Consider the following 16,915-nt stretch of genomic DNA (forward strand, 5'->3'; position numbering starts at 1 on the left):
CATGCTCAATCGTCTTATTGCTCCTCCCGTTCAGCCGCTGGCCAGCATCACGCTGCCCGCGGCTGACGTGCTTTCACTGCCTAATGGCAGCCGCCTGCATATCCTGCGCAACGCGGCCCAGCCCGTAATCCGTCTGCAGGTGGTATTCCGGGCCGGCAAGTGGTACGATACCACGCCGGGCGCTTCGGTGCTCACGGCCCGTATGCTGCTGGAAGGCACCCGCACCCGCACCGCCCGCCAGATTGCCGATGAAGTTGCCTTTTTCGGTGCCTCCCTGGAATGCGAGCAGGGCTTCGACCGCGCTACGCTCACGCTCTACTGCCTGGCACGCCACCTCGGCCAGCTGCTGCCGGTTGTGGCTGATGTACTTACGGAACCCACTTTCCCCGAAACCGAGCTGGCGCAGCTTAAGGCCCGCACCATCCAGAACGTGCGCATCGAGCGGCAAAAAACCAGCTATCTGGCAGCCGAGCGGTTTTCGCGCAACCTGTTTGGGGCCGATACGCCCTACGGGGTAGTATTTCAGGAAGACACATTTCAGGCTATTCCCCGGGAAACGCTCCAGGCTTTCTTTCAGCAGGCGTATTCATTTGCTGATGCTGAAATCTTTCTTTGCGGCGACGTGGGCCCGGCGCAGCAGCAAGCCGTTCAGGCCGCTTTAGGCAGCATCGGCAGCGCCAGTGCCCCGGTCAATGAAGCCCACACGCAGGCCGACAGTTCTGGCCTGCCCCTGGCGGCCGACTACGTTACGGTGCCGGAGAGTATCCAGTCCTCCATCCGGATTGGCCGGCTGTGGCCCTCCCCTGCCCACTCCGACACGCATCGGCTGCAGGTGCTGGTAAAGGTATTAGGTGGCTATTTTGGCTCCCGTCTGATGAAGAACATCCGCGAAGACAAGGGCTTCACCTACGGCATCTACGCCAGCGTTACGCCCCGGGAGCATGCCACCAGCTTCGTCATTGGCACCGACGTCAACGCCGCCAGTACCGCGGCCGCCATTCAGGAAATTCGCCATGAGCTACAGCTGCTGCAGGACGAGGCTATTCCCGCTGAAGAGCTGCAAACCGTCAAAAACTACATGGCCGGCAAGTTTGCCAATGAGCTGAGCACCGTGTTTGAGCAGTGCGACAAGTATAAGAGCATCGTATTCCTGGGCCTGCCCGCCAGCTACTACACCGACTTCGTGCAACAAATCCAGCGCGTAACGGCCCCTGAGCTGCAGCAGCTGGCTCAGCAGTATCTCCAGGCCGATACGATGCTGGAAGTCGTGGCCGGCCCCAAGAAGTAGCTCAAGGAGGCAAGAAGCAACCGCAGGCGCACAGCGTCCAGGGCTTTGCGGACGCAGTAGCTGGAAGCTGATTAGCGCGCCACCAGCTCCACCCGCCGGTTGCGGGGGCGCTGCCGTGGGTCACCGTTATCGGCTACGGGCCGGGTACCGCCGTAGCCGACGGCCGTGAGGCGCAGCGAGTCTACGCCGTGCTGGACGAGGTAGCGGCGCACAATCTGGGCCCGCTGCTCGGAAAGCTGCTGGTTGAGGTTTGCGTCGCCCACGTTATCGGTGTGGCCGGCTATTTCGAAGCGGGCCGCTGCTTCCGTCCGGAGCAGCCGCACCAGTCGGTTCAGCTCGGGCTGTGAGGTGGGCAGCAACCGGGCGCGGCCCTGTTCGAAATACAGGTTTTTCAGCTCCACCACAGCGCCCTTCGCCAGATTGGCAAGGCTGGGCAATGAGTCGGGCGTTGCGGCCGGAGCCACTGTTGGTGCCGAAACAACCGCCTGAGCTGGCCGGGCGGCGGGCACGGCAGCTACGGCGGGGCGGGTGGCCGGCCGGGCAGCGGGCGTGGGCCGGCGGCGGGGCGTCGTTGGGGCCGCCACGGGCGCGGGCGTTGGCTTAGGAGCGGCAGCTACCACGGGCACCGGCCGGGGCTGCGCTACCGGAATAGGGCGGGCTGAGCCGGGCAGAGCCGTAAACAGCACCTTGCTGCTCACTGTTTCGAAGCCGCCCAGCTCCTCCGTACGCCGCCATTGCAGCAGCGCCCGACTCTCTATTCCGTTCTGAAAGTACTCGATGCGCACCGGATAGTACCGGCCGGCCTGAAGCCTAATGCGCACGGTGGCATTGAGGTGGTCCTGGTCGCGCCAGGCATCAATTAGCCGCTTCCCGCCCAGCCAGAACCGGAAACCGTCGTCCATCACCGTTGAAAACTCATACTCTCCCGTGACCGGTGCCAGCAGCCAGCCCTGCCACCGCACCGAAAACTCCTCCGTGGGCATATCCGGCCTGGGCGGGATGTGTTCCCAGTCGAAATCAATCTGACGGTCGGTACGGGTAAAGACTTTTTCCTCGAAGTTCATCCCTCGGTAATACGTGCCTTTCAGCCCCGTGCCCACGGGTAGCGCGGATGTTTGCGCCAGTAGCGGCGCGGCGCTCAACAACAATATCAGCCAGGTGAATAAGTGCTTCATCGGAAGAAAGAATAAGATAGTGACGTTGGCAGCCCCAGGCAAAGAAACGCTCCTACGGTTGTAGTTCGTATAGACCGCCCGACAAACCAATACCGTTGCCTGGTCGTAAAGTAGAGTGTGCGGTAATTTTCATTCAACTCCGCGCACCGCAGCTATGGCTACCAAGAAAACTCCTTCTACTTCGGCTAAAAAAACGGATCCGTGCTGGAAAGGCTACGAGCAGGCTGGCACCAAGCAGAAAGACGGCAAAACTGTCCCAAACTGCATCAAAAAAGACTAGCTCTTGTCAGACGCAGCTTCTCTGCTTTAAACAACCCCGGCCTTCTCACTGGCCGGGGTTGTTGTTTTTAGTTCGTTCCGCCGTATCTTCGCCTCTGTTACTTATCCAGAAAGACCGAGGGATTGGGCCCGACGACGTCTTAGCAACCTGAAATAAAACAAGGTGCTAACTCCCGTTTCAGGGCATTTAGGTGCGCTGGAAGAAGATAAGTACAGGACTCGCGCCCCCACGCGGCTCTTTCTGGATAGGCACTTTTTGCTGCCGATTTTCTGAGAAGAGCCGATATGCCGACCGTCACCGCCTCCCCGCTCCACGATATTCTTGCCAAGCGCGTCCTGATTCTGGACGGCGCCATGGGTACCATGATTCAGCGCCATACGCTGACCGAGGACGACTTCCGCGGCACCCGCTTTGCCGACCACCCGAAGCCCCTGCGCGGCAACAACGACCTGCTCAGCCTAACCCGCCCCGACATCATCAAAGGCATCCATGCCGATTACTTCGCAGCCGGGGCCGATATGGTGGAAACCAACACGTTCAGTGGCACCACCATTGCGCAGGCCGATTATGGGCTGGAGCATATCGTGTATGAGCTCAACTACGAGTCGGCGCGCATTGCCAGGGAAGTAGCCGACGAGTTTACGGCCCGGAACCCCGACAAGCCCCGCTTCGTGGCCGGCGCTATTGGGCCCACCAACCGTACCGCCTCGCTCTCCCCCGACGTGAACCGCCCCGGCTTCCGGGCCGTGACCTTTGATGAGCTGGCCACCGCCTACCACGAGCAGGTGCGCGGCCTCATCGACGGCGGCTCCGACGCCCTGCTCATCGAAACCATCTTCGATACGCTCAATGCCAAAGCGGCCCTGTATGCCGTGCAGAAGTTCTTCGATGAAGGCGGCCGCGTGGTGCCCGTCATGATTTCGGGCACGATTACCGACGCCTCCGGCCGCACCCTTTCGGGGCAGACGGTGGAGGCCTTCTGGAACTCGATTCGCCACCTGCCGCTGCTAAGCGTGGGCCTGAACTGTGCCCTCGGGGCCGATCAGCTGCAGGTGTATATCAAGGAGCTGAGCCGCATTGCGGATGTGCACATTTCCGCTTACCCCAACGCCGGCTTGCCGAATGCCTTTGGTGGCTACGATGAGTCGGCGCAGGAATTTGCGGGGGTAGTAGAAAATTACCTTAAGGAAGGCCTCGTGACGGTGGTAGGCGGCTGTTGTGGCACCACGCCCCAGCACATTGGCGAGCTGGCCCGCCTGGCCGGGAAGTACGAGCCGCGTAAGCTGCCGGAGCTACCGAAAGCTACCCGCCTGAGTGGCTTGGAGCCCTTCGGTATCTACCCTGAAAGCCTGTTCGTGAACGTGGGTGAGCGGTGCAACGTAACCGGCTCCCGCGCTTTTGCCCGCCTTATCCGGACCGGCAACTACGAAGCTGCCCTGCAAGTAGCCCGCGACCAGGTGGAAGGGGGTGCCCAGGTCATTGATGTGAACATGGACGAAGGCATGCTCGACTCGGAGCAGGCCATGACCACGTTCCTGAACCTCATTGCCTCGGAGCCCGATATTTCGCGGGTACCGATTATGATTGATTCCTCGAAGTGGAGCGTGCTGGAAGCCGGCCTGAAATGCGTGCAGGGCAAGAGCATCGTCAACTCCATTTCCCTTAAGGAAGGCGAAGAAACCTTCAAGGAGCGCGCCCGCACCGTGCGCCAGTACGGCGCCGCCGTGGTGGTCATGGCCTTCGATGAGAACGGCCAGGCCGACAACTATGAGAAGCGCATCGAAATCTGCCAGCGCAGCTACGACATCCTGGTGAACGAAGTGGGTTTCCCGGCCGAAGACATCATCTTCGACCCCAACATCCTGACGGTGGGCACCGGCATGGAGGAGCACCGCAACTACGCGCTGGACTTCATCGAGGCCGTCCGCTGGATCAAACAAAACCTGCCCGGTGCCCTCACCAGCGGCGGCGTCAGCAACATCAGCTTCTCATACCGCGGCAATGATGTAGTGCGCGAGGCCATGCACTCCTCCTTCCTCTACCACGCTATCCAGGCGGGCCTCGACATGGGCATCGTGAACCCCAGCCAACTGGCCGTGTACGACGAAGTGCCCAAGGACCTGCTGGAACTGGTGGAAGACGTGCTGCTGAACCGCCGCCCCGACGCCACCGAGCGCCTCGTAGACTTTGCCGACACGGTGAAACAGAAGGACAAGGTGGAGGTAGTAGCCGATGCCTGGCGCAGCTTGCCAGTAAAAGAGCGCCTGCAACACGCCCTCGTGAAAGGTATCACGGAGTTCATCGACCAGGATACCGAGGAAGTGCGCCAGCAGGTGGGCAGGCCGCTCGAAGTGATTGAAGGTCCGCTGATGGCCGGCATGAACGTAGTGGGCGACCTGTTTGGCGCGGGCAAAATGTTCCTGCCCCAGGTGGTGAAGTCGGCGCGGGTGATGAAGAAGGCCGTAGCCTACCTGGAGCCCTATCTGCTGGCCGACAAGCAAAGCGGCGACCGGCAGACCGCCGGCAAAATTCTGCTGGCCACGGTGAAAGGTGACGTGCACGACATAGGCAAGAACATCGTGGGCGTGGTACTGGCCTGCAACAACTTCGACATCGTGGACCTGGGCGTGATGGTGCCGCTGGAGCGCATTCTCGACGAAGCCCAGAAGCAGCAGGTGGACGTCATCGGGCTGAGCGGCCTAATCACACCCTCGCTGGATGAAATGGTGTACGTGGCGCAGGAAATGGAAAAGCGTGGCCTCAACACCCCGCTGCTCATTGGGGGCGCTACTACCTCCCGCCTGCACGCTGCCGTGAAAATTGCGCCCAACTACTCCGGCCCAGTAGTGCACGTGAATGACGCCTCCCGCTCGGTGGGGGTGGCAGCGGCCCTACTCGGCTCGGCTGATGTGGAATACGCCCGCACCGTGCGTGAGGAGTACCGCCAGCTCCGCGAGGACTATGCCGGCCGCCAGCGCGAGAAAAGCTACCTGACCATTGAAGCCGCCCGCGAGAATGGCTTCAAGGCCGACTGGGAAACTACCCCTATTGTGAAGCCGACTTTCCTGGGCACCAAGGCGCTGGAAGACTACGATTTGGCCGAGCTGGTGGAGTACATCGACTGGACGCCGTTCTTCCAGACCTGGGAGCTGAAAGGCCGCTACCCCCGCATCCTCACCGATGAGAACGTGGGCGAGGCTGCCACCCAGCTCTTCACAGACGCGCAGAAGCTGCTCAAGCAAATTATCGACGAGAAGCTGCTCACCGCCCGGGCCGTTATCGGTTTCTGGCCCGCCAACACCGTAGGCCACGACACGATTCAGATTTTCCAGAATGACCGCCGCGAAGAAATTCAGGCGGAGTTTTTCACCCTGCGTCAGCAGAGCGAAAAAGCGTCCGGTGTGCCCAACCTGGCCTTCTCTGACTTTGTGGCCCCGCTAGAAACCGGCCGCGAGGACTACATCGGCGGGTTTGCCGTGACGGCGGGTATCGGTATTGAGAAGCTGCTGGATAAGTACGAAAAGGAGCACGACGACTACTCCAGCATCATGGTGAAAGCCCTGGCCGACCGCCTCGCCGAAGCCTTTGCCGAGCGCCTGCACCAGCGCGTACGCGAGGAATTTTGGGGCTACGACCCGGCCGAAAACCTCTCGAACGAGGACCTCATTCAGGAGAAATATAAAGGCGTGCGCCCGGCGCCTGGGTACCCCGGCTGCCCTGACCATACCGAGAAAATCACCCTGTTTGAGCTGCTCGACGCGGAAAACAAAACCGGCATCCGCCTCACCGAAAACCTGGCTATGTACCCCGCCTCTTCGGTCAGCGGCCTCTACTACGCTCACCCGGAGTCCCGCTACTTCGGCCTTGGCCGCATCGGCAAGGATCAGGTAGCGGACATTGCTGAACGCAAGAACATGCTGCTGGCAGAGCTGGAGCGCTGGCTGGCCCCCAACCTGAACTACGACCCGGTTAGTGTGCCCGTGACGGCGTTGTAAGAACAAAAACTCCCCTCCTCAGACGAGGAGGGGATGCATTGGCTTTAGCCAATGCCGGGGTGGTTGATGACGCCCGCACTGTTGGGTTTCCTTCTTCTCAGTCAAACTATATCCTTCTTTTTACCAGCTTAAACAACGTCAGCAATGACGTCAACCACCCCAGTTTCAGCGTTGCTGAAACATCCCCTCCTCGTCTGAGGAGGGGAGTTTTCGTTCTGCTTCCTTTTACATGAAAGTAACCGAACACCTGACCCGCGCCAACGGTAAAACGCTGTTTTCCTTCGAGGTGCTGCCTCCAAAAAAAGGCGAGAACATCCAGAACCTGTTCTCCAATATTGAGCCCCTGATGGAGTTCAAACCGCCGTTTATCGACGTGACTTACCACCGCGAGGAATACGTGTACCGCCAGCACCCGAATGGCCTGCTGGAAAAGAAAACGGTGCGCAAGCGGCCTGGCACGGTTGGCATCTGCGCGGCCATCAAAAACCGCTTCGATGTAGATACCGTGCCTCACCTGATCTGCGGGGGCTTCTCGAAGGAAGAAACCGAAAATGCCCTTATCGACCTGCACTTTCTGGGCATCGACAATGTGCTGGCTTTGCGTGGGGACCCTATCAAGTCGGAAGGCAGCTTTATACCTAACCCCGACGGCCACGCGTACGCCTGTGACCTGATCGGGCAGGTTTCGGACCTGAACAAAGGAGCATACCTGGATGAAAAGCAGGATGACGTGTGGGCCACCGACTTCTGCATCGGCACGGCCGGCTACCCGGAAAAGCACTTTGAGTCGCCGAACTACGGGGCCGACCTGCGCTACCTCAAGCACAAGGTAGACCGCGGGGCCGACTACATTGTAACGCAGATGTTTTTCGACAACGAGCAGTTTTTCAACTTCGAAAAGCGCTGCCGCGAGGCGGGCATCACCGTTCCCATCATCCCCGGCCTCAAGCCCCTGACCACCAAAAGCCAGCTTACGATGCTGCCGCGGGCTTTCTTCCTGAACATTCCGGAGGCGCTGGCCGATGCCGTGCACCTGGCCCCCGACAACGCGGCCGCCCGCGAAATTGGCATTGAGTGGTGCATCAACCAAAGCCGGGAGCTGATGGCCCACGGCGTGCCGGTACTGCACTACTACAGCATGGGCAAGTCGGAAAGCACCCGCCGGGTAGCAGCGGCCCTGTTTTAATCGGTGAAATGGTGCGTTTTACGCTCTACCAGCACAAATGGCGCAGTAGGAACGTAAAACGCACTATTTCACCATCTCACCATTTCACGCCTTGGACGCCCTCAACGAGTTGTTTGTTCGCCTGCGCCGGGCTGCTACACCGCCGGAAATAGAGGCCCTGCAGGAAGGCATCTGGCTGCTATGGCTGCGCACCGGCAACCCCTCGCAGGACAAGCAGTTGGAAGCTGGTATGCGTGCCCTGGCCGCCGACGACTACACGCAGGCAATCCAGGATTTTTCTGCGCTTATCGAGGCCGCCCCGCAGTACGCGGAAGGCTGGAACAAACGCGCTACCGCGTACTACATGCGAGGCGAATACCGAGCGGCGTTGCAGGATATTGCCAGAACCCTTCGCCTGGAGCCCTGCCACTTTGGGGCACTGATGGGCAAGGCCCAGATACTGCTTATGCTGGAACACTGGTCAGGGGCCCTGGCGTCGCTGGAGCGCGTAGCGCGCCTCTGCCCCAACTGGCCGGGCCTGCAGGGTCAGATATATGATCTGAGGGATAAAACAGATGAGCTTGAAAATTAGCTGCGTAAGATTATTCCTAGTCAGGCGGAAGTTTTGTAAATTTCCCGGACGGTAGGTGCCCCACCCCTTGCCGCATGGTGTTCCAATAGTCTGGCTCAGACGGTTGGAACAATACTTGCTACCTGGTAAGGGAAGGGGAAGCTGCCGTTTACAAATTGCACTGATCCTACAAAAAATTTCCCACCTCGCACGCATAATTCCCATGAAGCAAGCTCTACTTTTTACCTTACTACTACTACTATGTGTTTCCGGGGCTTTGGCCCAGCGCACGCGCAAAACCGAGTTTGAAAGCGGTACCCTGGAAAAAGGCAATAAAGTAGGCGTGTGGGAGTACTACGCCTATACCCGCGACGGTACGCAGGTAATAGCTCAGAAGTACGACCACTCGAAAAACCAGCTGATCTACTTCCGGCCCATCGAAGACCGCGTCTACCGCATCAAGGAAGGCGACTCTTGGACCAGTGGCCGCGTCGATCAGCCCCCGCTGTTTCTGGGTGGCGACGCCCTGCTGGGCACCTTCATGACCCGCCTGAACTACCCTGGGGAAGCCCAGGCTAAGAAAATTCAGGGCAAGGTCATTATTTCCTTTTTAGTAGATACGCTGGGTCGCGCTACCGACCACCAGGTGCTGCTGGGTATTGGGGGCGGCTGCAACGAAGAGGCGCTACGGGTGGCTAAGTCTATTCCGCAGCAGTGGATACCAGCCCGTCGGGGTTCCCGGGCGGTACCAGTGGTATACGAAATGCCCTTTACCTTCCGCATGCAGACGCAGTAGCGGCCTGCACCCATCAAATAGCGAGGGGCTGCGTATGTTAGGGGCATGAAAACGTTCCTACCCTACGCAGCCCCTCTTCTGTGCGCCGCCTTGCTCACCGCCTGCGACTCTACTCCGCGTGAGCGGCAGGAAGCCGTGCGCAACGAAGTGCATGAGCTCGACACCCTGGCCAGCACTGCCGCCAGCAAGATGCGCGTGGCCGCCCGCCGTGCCGCCCGCTTCGATTCGGCCTCGCGGGTCCGCAGCCGCCAGCCCCTGGATAACGCGGCCACCACGGCTTTCACGCAACAGCTGCTGGGCACCTACGCCGCCATCGACCAGCTCACCGTCACGACCATTGAGCCGGCCTACACCCAACTGCTGCGCCAGACCCGCACCCTGCGCCGCCAGTGGACGCAACGCGACTGGGACTATGCCAGCGCCATCTACAAGCAGCTGAACGAGCGGCTGAAAGCCATTCGCCTGGATTTGCCGGCCCGTAGCGAGCTGCGCATTCGGGCGCTGCAGGCCGAGTTTGTAACCATGGAAACCAGCCGCGACGTGAAAGACCTGGGCGGCGCCGTAAAGCAGCCGTAAGCCTGCGGCCTTAGTTTCCGTTGTCAAAAGCACCCAACCGGGTGCTTTTGTTGTTTATTGTATTGCCACGCTGCTCTTACCTTATGCTTTCCGAGCCTCCATCGTCTTCGCCCATTGTGCTCGTCGCCACTTTTGCGGATGGCATTGCGGCCCATCTGGCTAAAAATCAGCTGGAGGCGGCTGGCATTCCGTGTTTTCTCAGCAACGAGCACCGCCCCTACAGCTCGGCCCTCGACCCGGTGCGCCTGCACGTGCGCCAACCCGATCTGGCCGCCGCTCAGGCGGTGCTGCAGCCAGCCCAGGCCCTCATGCACGCGCTGCCACCCGAGGACGAAACAGCAACCGAAACCGTGCGCTGCCCGCGCTGCCAGCACTCCGACGTGGTGTGCCGCCAGCACCCACAGCCTACTGACACCTTACTTACCCGCCTGCGCCTGTGGTTTCTGGCGCCCGAGCGGCCTCTGTGCCACTGCTTTCACTGCGGAAACGATTTTGAGGGCTGATGCTTTACCGATTAGTACCTGCCTGAATACTCATTCCCGAAACCACCACGCCGGCAGCACCGTGCCGGCCGGAAAGTGCTCAATCTCCGGTGGCAGCTCCAGAAAACCGTTGGAGATAAGTAGGCTGGCCATGTCGCCGGAGCCCCCGGCCCGCTCCGGGGTGGCCAGCAGGCGGCCATTGGAATCAGCAGCCAGGCGCACGAGCAGAAAGTGGGTGATGGGTGGCTTGAAATCGACGGGCTGCGTGAGTACAGCAGTGGTGGGGGTGGCACCACCCGGCGCGGTGCCGGTAGGTTGCTGCACGGCCAGCAGCCAGGGCCGGGCGTAGCGGTAGAAGTTCACAAACGACGACACCGGGTTGCCGGGCAGGGCAAACACCACCGCTCCGCCCGGGCGCTGCCCAAACCAGAAAGGCTTGCCGGGCCGCTGCCGCACTTCATGAAACAGCTGCTCGACGCCCAACTCGCGCAGCACTTGGGGCAAAAAATCGGCCTTGCCCATGGATACTCCCCCGCTCAGCACCACCGCATCGAACCCGGTGAGCAGCGCCGGCAGCCCCTGGCGCAGGGCGGCGGGGTCATCGTCGAAGTGAAACGTTTCGGTGATGGCGCCGGCAGTTTCGGCCGCCGCCTGCAGCATAATGGCGTTGGAGCGCCGGATCTGGTGGGCGGCGGGCACCTGCGTAATCGGCACCAGCTCATCCCCGGTGCTCACCACTGCCACCCGCGGCTGGCGCGTGACGGCTACGGTAACTGCTCCAATGGTAGCCGCCACGGCCAGCTCGGCGGGCCCCAGGCGCGTACCGGCTGGTACGAGCAGGTCACCCTGCCGGCGGTCGGCGGCCTGGGGGTGGATGTTGTGGCCGGCCTTGGGCGGCGCTGCTTCCACCCGGGCCCAGCGCTGGCCAGCGGCATCGGTGCGGAAGGTGAGGTCTTCGTAGCGGATAACGGTATCCAGCTCCGCCGGCAGCATGGCCCCGGTCATGATTTCGATGGCGGCCGTGGCATCCGGCACGCACACGGGAGGCTGGCCGGCAAACTGGGTGTTGTCGATGCAAAACTCCGTTTGACCGGCCGCCAGGGCCGCGTAGCGCAGGGCAATACCGTCCATAGCCACGCGGTTGAAGGGCGGAAAGTCACGGTCGGCGCGCAGGTCTTCGCGCAGCACCCGCCCGGCCGCCAAATGCAAGGATAGAAACTCAGGCGGCAGCGGGCGGATGGTGGCGGCCACGAGGCGGGCGGCTTCGGCAACGGAAATCATACCCGCGAAGGTAGCGGAAGCGCCGGAGCGGGCGCAGCCTTTCTCATCCGCATACCTGATGCACACTCCGTATTGCCGGGCAGCACAGCACCTTCAGCTGCCGCTATACACCATGCAAGGCAGTGACATCCGCAATGTTCAGTAACGACATTTCAAATGTTCAGTAACGATATTCTAAATGTTCAGCAACGACATTCCAAATGTTCAGCAACGACATTCGCAATGTTCAGTAAGGACATAGCTTCAGCTTTGGATTAGCACGCTTCAGACGTGGGGTGCATTCGTGCCCGAAGCGTACACGCCCCGCATCCATTCCCTGATCCGTTAGCTTGCACGGCGCTTTCCGTTGGCGCGCCTTCAACTTACTCCGTTGGCAACGGTTATCCTTTTCGCGTACTACTCCTGCGCGGCCAGGGGTTCGGCCGCTGCTTTTCTTTGTCTTTTCGCTTTATGTCTGACTCTGCCAAACTCACTCACCTCAACGCCGCCGGGCAGCCGGCTATGGTGGATGTGGGCGCCAAACAGCCTACCCGCCGCGTGGCCCGGGCCCGCAGCCGCGTGGTGCTGGGCCCCGAAATCATAGCCCTGGTGCAGGAAGGCGACCTGCCCACGCGCAAAGGCCCCGTATTTCAGACGGCTATTCTGGCGGGCATCATGGGCGCCAAGCGTACGTCCGAACTGATTCCGCTGTGCCACCCGCTGGGCCTCGACAACTGCCAGGTAACCATTGAAGTGGATGGCCCCGACGCCGTGCTTATCGAGTGCACCGCCACCGTGACGGGCAAAACCGGCGTGGAAATGGAGGCCCTGACCGGCGCGTCCGTGGCCGCCCTCACCATCTACGACATGTGCAAAGCCCTGTCGCACGACATTGTGATTCAGGAAACGCGCCTGCTGGCGAAAACCGGCGGCAAACAGGACTTCCACCATGCTGAATAATTCCGCCGCCGACACCCCGCGCAGCAAGCACGCCCACCTGGCCCGCCCGCACCTGGGCGAGTTCGGCCGTCATGAACTCGCTATTCTGGGCGCGCCCTGCGGCAAAATCAAGGAGCTGGTAACCCGGCTGCTGCCCGTGCTGGCCCCGCAGCTGCGCGTAGCCTACGTGGATGCCGACCACGCCGCCGGCGACGACGCGGCCCAGGGCGGCAGCGGCGGCCAGGATGCTATTTTACAAGCCAGCGCCGCGGCCGAGCTGACCGACAAAATCACCTTCACCCGCCTTGATGTAAAGCGAAGCCTAAATAAATTCAGTCAGCCGGAACTGCTGCAGCATGAAAGCCTAGTGCTGGTAAACGGCAACCACTTTCGCGCCCGGCAGCAGCTCGTGATTCTGGACCCGGCCAAGCCGGTGGAGAAAAAGCTGGACCGCCTCACCGACGTGCGTGCCCTGCTTTTGCCCGAGGGCATAACGGAAGTACCACCCTACCTGCGCGCTCACCTGGGCGAAGCGCCGGTGCCCGTGCTGTCCCTGCACGATACGGCCGCTATTGCCGCGCTGATTTTGGAGGAATGGCAGCAGGCCGCGCCGCCGCTGCGGGGGCTGGTACTGGCGGGCGGCCGCAGCCAGCGCATGGGCCAGGATAAAGGCAAGCTCGCCTATCACGGCCAGGAGCAGCGTGCCTACGCCGCCGAGCTGCTGGCGCCTTTTTGCCAGGATGTGCACGTTTCCTGTCGCCCCGATCAGGTGGTGGAGCTGGAATACGCCGGGCTGCGTCCCCTGCCCGACACCTTTGCGGACCTGGGCCCGCTGAGTGGCCTGCTCTCGGCTTTCCGCCAGGACCCCAACGCCGCCTGGCTGGTAGTATCCTGCGACCTGCCCCTGCTGTCGGCGGCTACGCTGAAGCATCTGGTGCGGCACCGCCACGCCGGGCGGCTGGCAACGGCGTTTCGGAGCCCTGAAAACGAGTGGCCCGAGCCGCTTATCACCATCTGGGAGCCGCGCAGCTATACCACGCTGCTGCGCTTCCTGAGTTTGGGCTACAGCTGCCCGCGCAAAACCCTCATCAACTCCGACATTGAGCTGCTGCCCGCGCCCGCGCCCCAAGAGCTACGCAACGTGAACACCCCGGAGGAAGCCGCGCAGGTGGTGGAAACCATGAGGAAGGTGTAATCAGACTGGCGAAGCCGCTTCATTACCTGTGTAAGGGCTTTGTTCCCGTCCGCGCCGCTCGACGGGTATCGGGCAACGACCGGGCGGGGACAAGCCCCGCCCCTACATTCCCTTACGGATGCGCGGCCACCCATACGTCGCCGTCCTCATAGAACTCCTTTTTCCAGATGGTGACTACCTGTTTTAGGGTGTCAATGATAAACTGGCAGGCGGCGAAGCTCTCGGCCCGGTGCGGCGTTGATACGGCCACCACCACGGCCACGTCGCCGATGTAGAGGGTGCCTTTGCGGTGAATGACGGCCACTTGCTGGAGCATGGGCCACCGCTCCAGGGCCTGCTCGGCCACTTTGCGCAGCTGGTGCAAAGCCATGCTGTCGTAGGCCTCGTACTCCAGGCGCACCACGGGGCGGCCGGTGCTTTGGTTGCGCACCGTACCGATGAAGGTGTTGATGGCGCCCGCCCCATCGGCCTCCACCATTTGCAGGGCAGCGGCTACGTCAATGGGCTGGTCGGTCAGGTCGATGTGAATCAAGACAGTAATGGGCTGGGTGATAGAGACGAAGCATGACGTTCTACGTCTTGCTTCGTTGCAATGGTAATCCAAAGAAGCAGTAGAGATGCTTCGACAAGCTCAGCATGACAATTTACTTTGACATCGTCAGCGTGCGAGGTTCCTCGGTCCCTTGCTTGACGCGCCACATGCTCGGAATGGTGGGCTCAACTATCCGCCGCTGACCGGCGGAATGAGGGCAATTTCGTCGTGTTCCCGCAGGGGTGCATCCTCGGCGGCGTATTCGTTGTTGACGGCCACGGCCAGGCTGGAAAGGCGGGCCAGCTCGGGGTAGCGGGCGTGCAGATCCTGCAGCAGCCCCCGCGCCGACTGGCCCTCGGGGGCGGAAACTTCCAGGGCAGACTGCCCCACGATTTCGCGGGCAATGCCGAACAAGGCAATTTTCAGATTCATAGCAAGTCAGTAAAAGCAGATTTCAGCGCAGATTACCCGTTTTCCGGCGAAACCGCTACTTTGGAACAAGAAACCGTCGTGCCGTCTGCCAGGGCTTGAACTACGGAGCCGGCCAATTGTTGTTCGTATAGCCAGCTTCTGACCGCCTGCGTATAGGGGCTTCGCCCCGTCCGGCTTCTTTATTTTTTCTCAGTCCAATCTGCAATGTCTGTTCCGTCGGTGCTTTTTGATAACCACGGCCGCCCGCTGGAATACCTGCGGCTGGCCGTCACGGACCGGTGCAACCTGCGCTGCTTTTACTGCATGCCCGAGGAAGGCATTCAGTATCTGCCCAAGCGGGAGCTGCTGAGCTACGAGGAGATGGAGCGACTGGTGGCCATCCTGGCGGGCCTGGGCGTGCGCAAAGTGCGCCTCACCGGCGGGGAGCCGTTCGTACGCCGCGACCTAGTGCCCTTCATGGACCGGCTAAGCCAGCTGCCCGGCATCGAGGAGCTGACGCTGACAACCAACGGTGTGCTCACGGCGCCCCACGTGCCGGAGCTGGCCCGGATGGGCGTGCGGGCCGTCAACCTCAGCCTCGACACCCTGGACCGCGCCCGGTTTGCTAGCATCACCCGCCGCGACGAGCTGCCCCGGGTGCTCGACACCTTTTATGCGCTGCTGGCGGCCGGTATCCGCGTCAAAATCAATGCCGTGGTGATGGACGGGCAGAACACCCAGGACCTGTTGCCCCTGGCCGAGCTGACGCGCGACCTGCCCGTGGATGTGCGCTTCATCGAGGAAATGCCCTTCAACGGCCACAGCCACGCCGCTACCCTGCCCTGGAACCACCACCGCATCCGGGAGCACCTCGAAGCTCACCTGGGCCAGCTTACTCCCGTGGCTACGCGCCCCGGCGACACCGCCGCGCACTACACCGTGGCCGGGCACCAGGGTCGCCTGGGCATTATTGCGGCGTACTCGCGCACGTTCTGCGGCACCTGCAACCGCATCCGCCTCACGGCCGAGGGTGGCCTCAAAACCTGCCTCTACGACCAGGGCGTGCTCGATATCCGGGCTTTGCTGCGCGGCGGCTCCTCCGATGAACAGATTGCCGAGGCCTTGAAATCAGCTTTCCGCCGTCGTGCCGCCAACGGCTTCGAGGCCGAGCAGCAGCGCCCCGTGCATCAGCTTAGCTTCGAGTCGATGAGCACGATTGGGGGGTAACGGGTTAACATTCCTTTCCTGATGAAAGCTTTGCTGTGGATTCTGGGTCTTGGAGCCGCGCTGTACCTAGCCGTGTGCCTATTGCTGTACTTCCAGCAGGAGCGGCTGCTGTTCTTTCCTACCAAACTCCCGCCCAGTTACCGCTTTCGGTTTCCTCAGCCCTTTGAGGAGCGGTGGATTACGGCCGCCGACGGCACCCGCCTGCACGGACTATTATTCCCCGCCGATTCGTCGAGGGGCCTCATCTTTTACCTGCATGGCAACGGCGGCGCCCTCGACACCTGGGGCGAGGTAGCCCCTACCTACACCCGCCTGGGCTACGACGTATTTCTGCTCGATTACCGGGGCTACGGCAAAAGCGAAGGCCGCATCAGCAGCCAACAGCATTTTCTGGCTGATGCGGATACGGCCTATCAGCAACTACTGCTGGAGTATCCGGAAAACCGGACGGTGCTGCTGGGCTACTCGCTTGGCACAGGAGCGGCGGCCTGGCTGGCGGCCCGGCACCATCCTAAGCTGTTGATTCTGCAGGCGCCCTATACCAGTATGCGGGCAATGGCCCGGCAGCACTACCCCTGGGTACCTGGCCTGGTGGTGCGCTACCCACTGGCTACCGACGAAGTGCTGCCCCATGTTTCAGCCCCCGTCGTCATCTTTCACGGCGAACAGGATGAGGTTATCAGCCACCAGGCTTCGCTGGCGTTAAAGAGTGTCCTCAAGCCCCAGGACCACTTTATCACGCTGCCCGGCGTGGGCCACAATGGCATGACGGACGACCCGTTTTATCAACAGCTTATCCGGCAAGTGCTGGTCAAGCCGTAGGTTGTGGATTGTATCCCTCAACAAATGACTTCGAGGCCGAGCTACAACGTCCGCTGCATTGGGCTAGTTTTGAGTATATGAGTATATGAGTACGATTAGGTAAGAACAGAGAATAGATATGCGGTATTGGCAGATAACTTCTTGGTTGATTTTTACGGGCTTATTGCTGGCAGGAAGCTGCAAACCATTGAAAAGGGTGTA

General features: G+C 61.2%; 16 protein-coding genes and 1 riboswitch. Of the genes, 12 read left to right on the forward strand and 4 right to left on the reverse strand.

What is annotated here, in order from left to right; translation table 11 throughout:
- Position 1: 1 nt before the first annotated feature.
- Positions 2 to 1,288 carry a pitrilysin family protein gene (locus LRS06_RS06455; RefSeq protein WP_257870733.1) on the forward strand — a complete coding sequence of 429 codons (1,287 nt, stop codon included), beginning with the start codon at positions 2 to 4 and terminating at the stop codon, positions 1,286 to 1,288.
- Between the two features lie 71 nt (positions 1,289 to 1,359).
- Here the strand turns inward: LRS06_RS06455 and LRS06_RS06460 are convergent, their stop codons facing one another.
- The gene (locus tag LRS06_RS06460) at positions 1,360 to 2,463 is read right to left on the reverse strand and encodes a PA14 domain-containing protein (RefSeq protein WP_257870734.1); all 1,104 of its coding nucleotides are present in this window, start codon (positions 2,461 to 2,463) and stop codon (positions 1,360 to 1,362) included.
- Between the two features lie 154 nt (positions 2,464 to 2,617).
- On the opposite strand from LRS06_RS06460, the gene LRS06_RS06465 reads away from it, so the two are divergent.
- From LRS06_RS06465 to LRS06_RS06495, 7 genes are all read left to right on the forward strand, one after another.
- Complete coding sequence (locus LRS06_RS06465; RefSeq protein ID WP_257870735.1) at positions 2,618 to 2,743, forward strand: hypothetical protein; 126 nt, start codon at positions 2,618 to 2,620, stop codon at positions 2,741 to 2,743.
- A gap of 98 nt (positions 2,744 to 2,841) precedes the next feature.
- Positions 2,842 to 2,955: riboswitch (SAM riboswitch) on the forward strand.
- A 72-nt stretch (positions 2,956 to 3,027) separates the two neighbouring features.
- Positions 3,028 to 6,738: a methionine synthase gene (metH, locus tag LRS06_RS06470; protein WP_257870736.1), complete on the forward strand. Its 3,711-nt coding sequence runs from the start codon at positions 3,028 to 3,030 to the stop codon at positions 6,736 to 6,738.
- A 229-nt stretch (positions 6,739 to 6,967) separates the two neighbouring features.
- Entirely contained in the window at positions 6,968 to 7,924 is a 957-nt protein-coding gene (gene metF, locus LRS06_RS06475; RefSeq protein ID WP_257870737.1) for a methylenetetrahydrofolate reductase [NAD(P)H], read from the forward strand.
- A 91-nt stretch (positions 7,925 to 8,015) separates the two neighbouring features.
- The gene (locus LRS06_RS06480) at positions 8,016 to 8,495 is read left to right on the forward strand and encodes a tetratricopeptide repeat protein (protein ID WP_257870738.1); all 480 of its coding nucleotides are present in this window, start codon (positions 8,016 to 8,018) and stop codon (positions 8,493 to 8,495) included.
- A 202-nt stretch (positions 8,496 to 8,697) separates the two neighbouring features.
- Complete coding sequence (locus LRS06_RS06485) at positions 8,698 to 9,270, forward strand: energy transducer TonB (protein WP_257870739.1); 573 nt, start codon at positions 8,698 to 8,700, stop codon at positions 9,268 to 9,270.
- A 45-nt stretch (positions 9,271 to 9,315) separates the two neighbouring features.
- Positions 9,316 to 9,846 carry a hypothetical protein gene (locus LRS06_RS06490; RefSeq protein WP_257870740.1) on the forward strand — a complete coding sequence of 177 codons (531 nt, stop codon included), beginning with the start codon at positions 9,316 to 9,318 and terminating at the stop codon, positions 9,844 to 9,846.
- A gap of 83 nt (positions 9,847 to 9,929) precedes the next feature.
- The gene (locus LRS06_RS06495; protein WP_257870741.1) at positions 9,930 to 10,349 is read left to right on the forward strand and encodes a putative signal transducing protein; all 420 of its coding nucleotides are present in this window, start codon (positions 9,930 to 9,932) and stop codon (positions 10,347 to 10,349) included.
- Between the two features lie 30 nt (positions 10,350 to 10,379).
- Here LRS06_RS06495 and LRS06_RS06500 read toward each other — a convergent pair whose 3' ends face one another.
- Complete coding sequence (locus LRS06_RS06500) at positions 10,380 to 11,609, reverse strand: molybdopterin molybdotransferase MoeA (RefSeq protein ID WP_257870742.1); 1,230 nt, start codon at positions 11,607 to 11,609, stop codon at positions 10,380 to 10,382.
- A 450-nt stretch (positions 11,610 to 12,059) separates the two neighbouring features.
- Between LRS06_RS06500 and moaC the strand changes: the two genes are divergently transcribed.
- Positions 12,060 to 12,548 carry a cyclic pyranopterin monophosphate synthase MoaC gene (gene moaC / locus LRS06_RS06505; protein WP_257870743.1) on the forward strand — a complete coding sequence of 163 codons (489 nt, stop codon included), beginning with the start codon at positions 12,060 to 12,062 and terminating at the stop codon, positions 12,546 to 12,548.
- Positions 12,538 to 13,722 carry an NTP transferase domain-containing protein gene (locus LRS06_RS06510; RefSeq protein WP_257870744.1) on the forward strand — a complete coding sequence of 395 codons (1,185 nt, stop codon included), beginning with the start codon at positions 12,538 to 12,540 and terminating at the stop codon, positions 13,720 to 13,722. The genes moaC and LRS06_RS06510 overlap by 11 nt, the downstream gene beginning before the upstream one ends.
- 112 nt (positions 13,723 to 13,834) lie before the next feature.
- Here the strand turns inward: LRS06_RS06510 and LRS06_RS06515 are convergent, their stop codons facing one another.
- Together LRS06_RS06515 and moaD are read right to left on the reverse strand one after the other, a co-directional pair.
- The gene (locus tag LRS06_RS06515; RefSeq protein ID WP_257870745.1) at positions 13,835 to 14,254 is read right to left on the reverse strand and encodes a molybdenum cofactor biosynthesis protein MoaE; all 420 of its coding nucleotides are present in this window, start codon (positions 14,252 to 14,254) and stop codon (positions 13,835 to 13,837) included.
- A 189-nt stretch (positions 14,255 to 14,443) separates the two neighbouring features.
- Entirely contained in the window at positions 14,444 to 14,686 is a 243-nt protein-coding gene (gene moaD / locus LRS06_RS06520) for a molybdopterin converting factor subunit 1 (RefSeq protein WP_196955304.1), read from the reverse strand.
- Between the two features lie 219 nt (positions 14,687 to 14,905).
- On the opposite strand from moaD, the gene moaA reads away from it, so the two are divergent.
- Positions 14,906 to 15,892 carry a GTP 3',8-cyclase MoaA gene (gene moaA / locus LRS06_RS06525; protein ID WP_257873387.1) on the forward strand — a complete coding sequence of 329 codons (987 nt, stop codon included), beginning with the start codon at positions 14,906 to 14,908 and terminating at the stop codon, positions 15,890 to 15,892.
- 21 nt (positions 15,893 to 15,913) lie between these two features.
- Positions 15,914 to 16,714, forward strand: a complete 801-nt coding sequence (locus LRS06_RS06530; RefSeq protein WP_257870746.1) for an alpha/beta hydrolase — start codon at positions 15,914 to 15,916, stop codon at positions 16,712 to 16,714.
- Positions 16,715 to 16,915: the final 201 nt, after the last annotated feature.

The sequence above is a fragment of the Hymenobacter sp. J193 genome (assembly GCF_024700075.1).
Taxonomy (GTDB): domain Bacteria; phylum Bacteroidota; class Bacteroidia; order Cytophagales; family Hymenobacteraceae; genus Hymenobacter.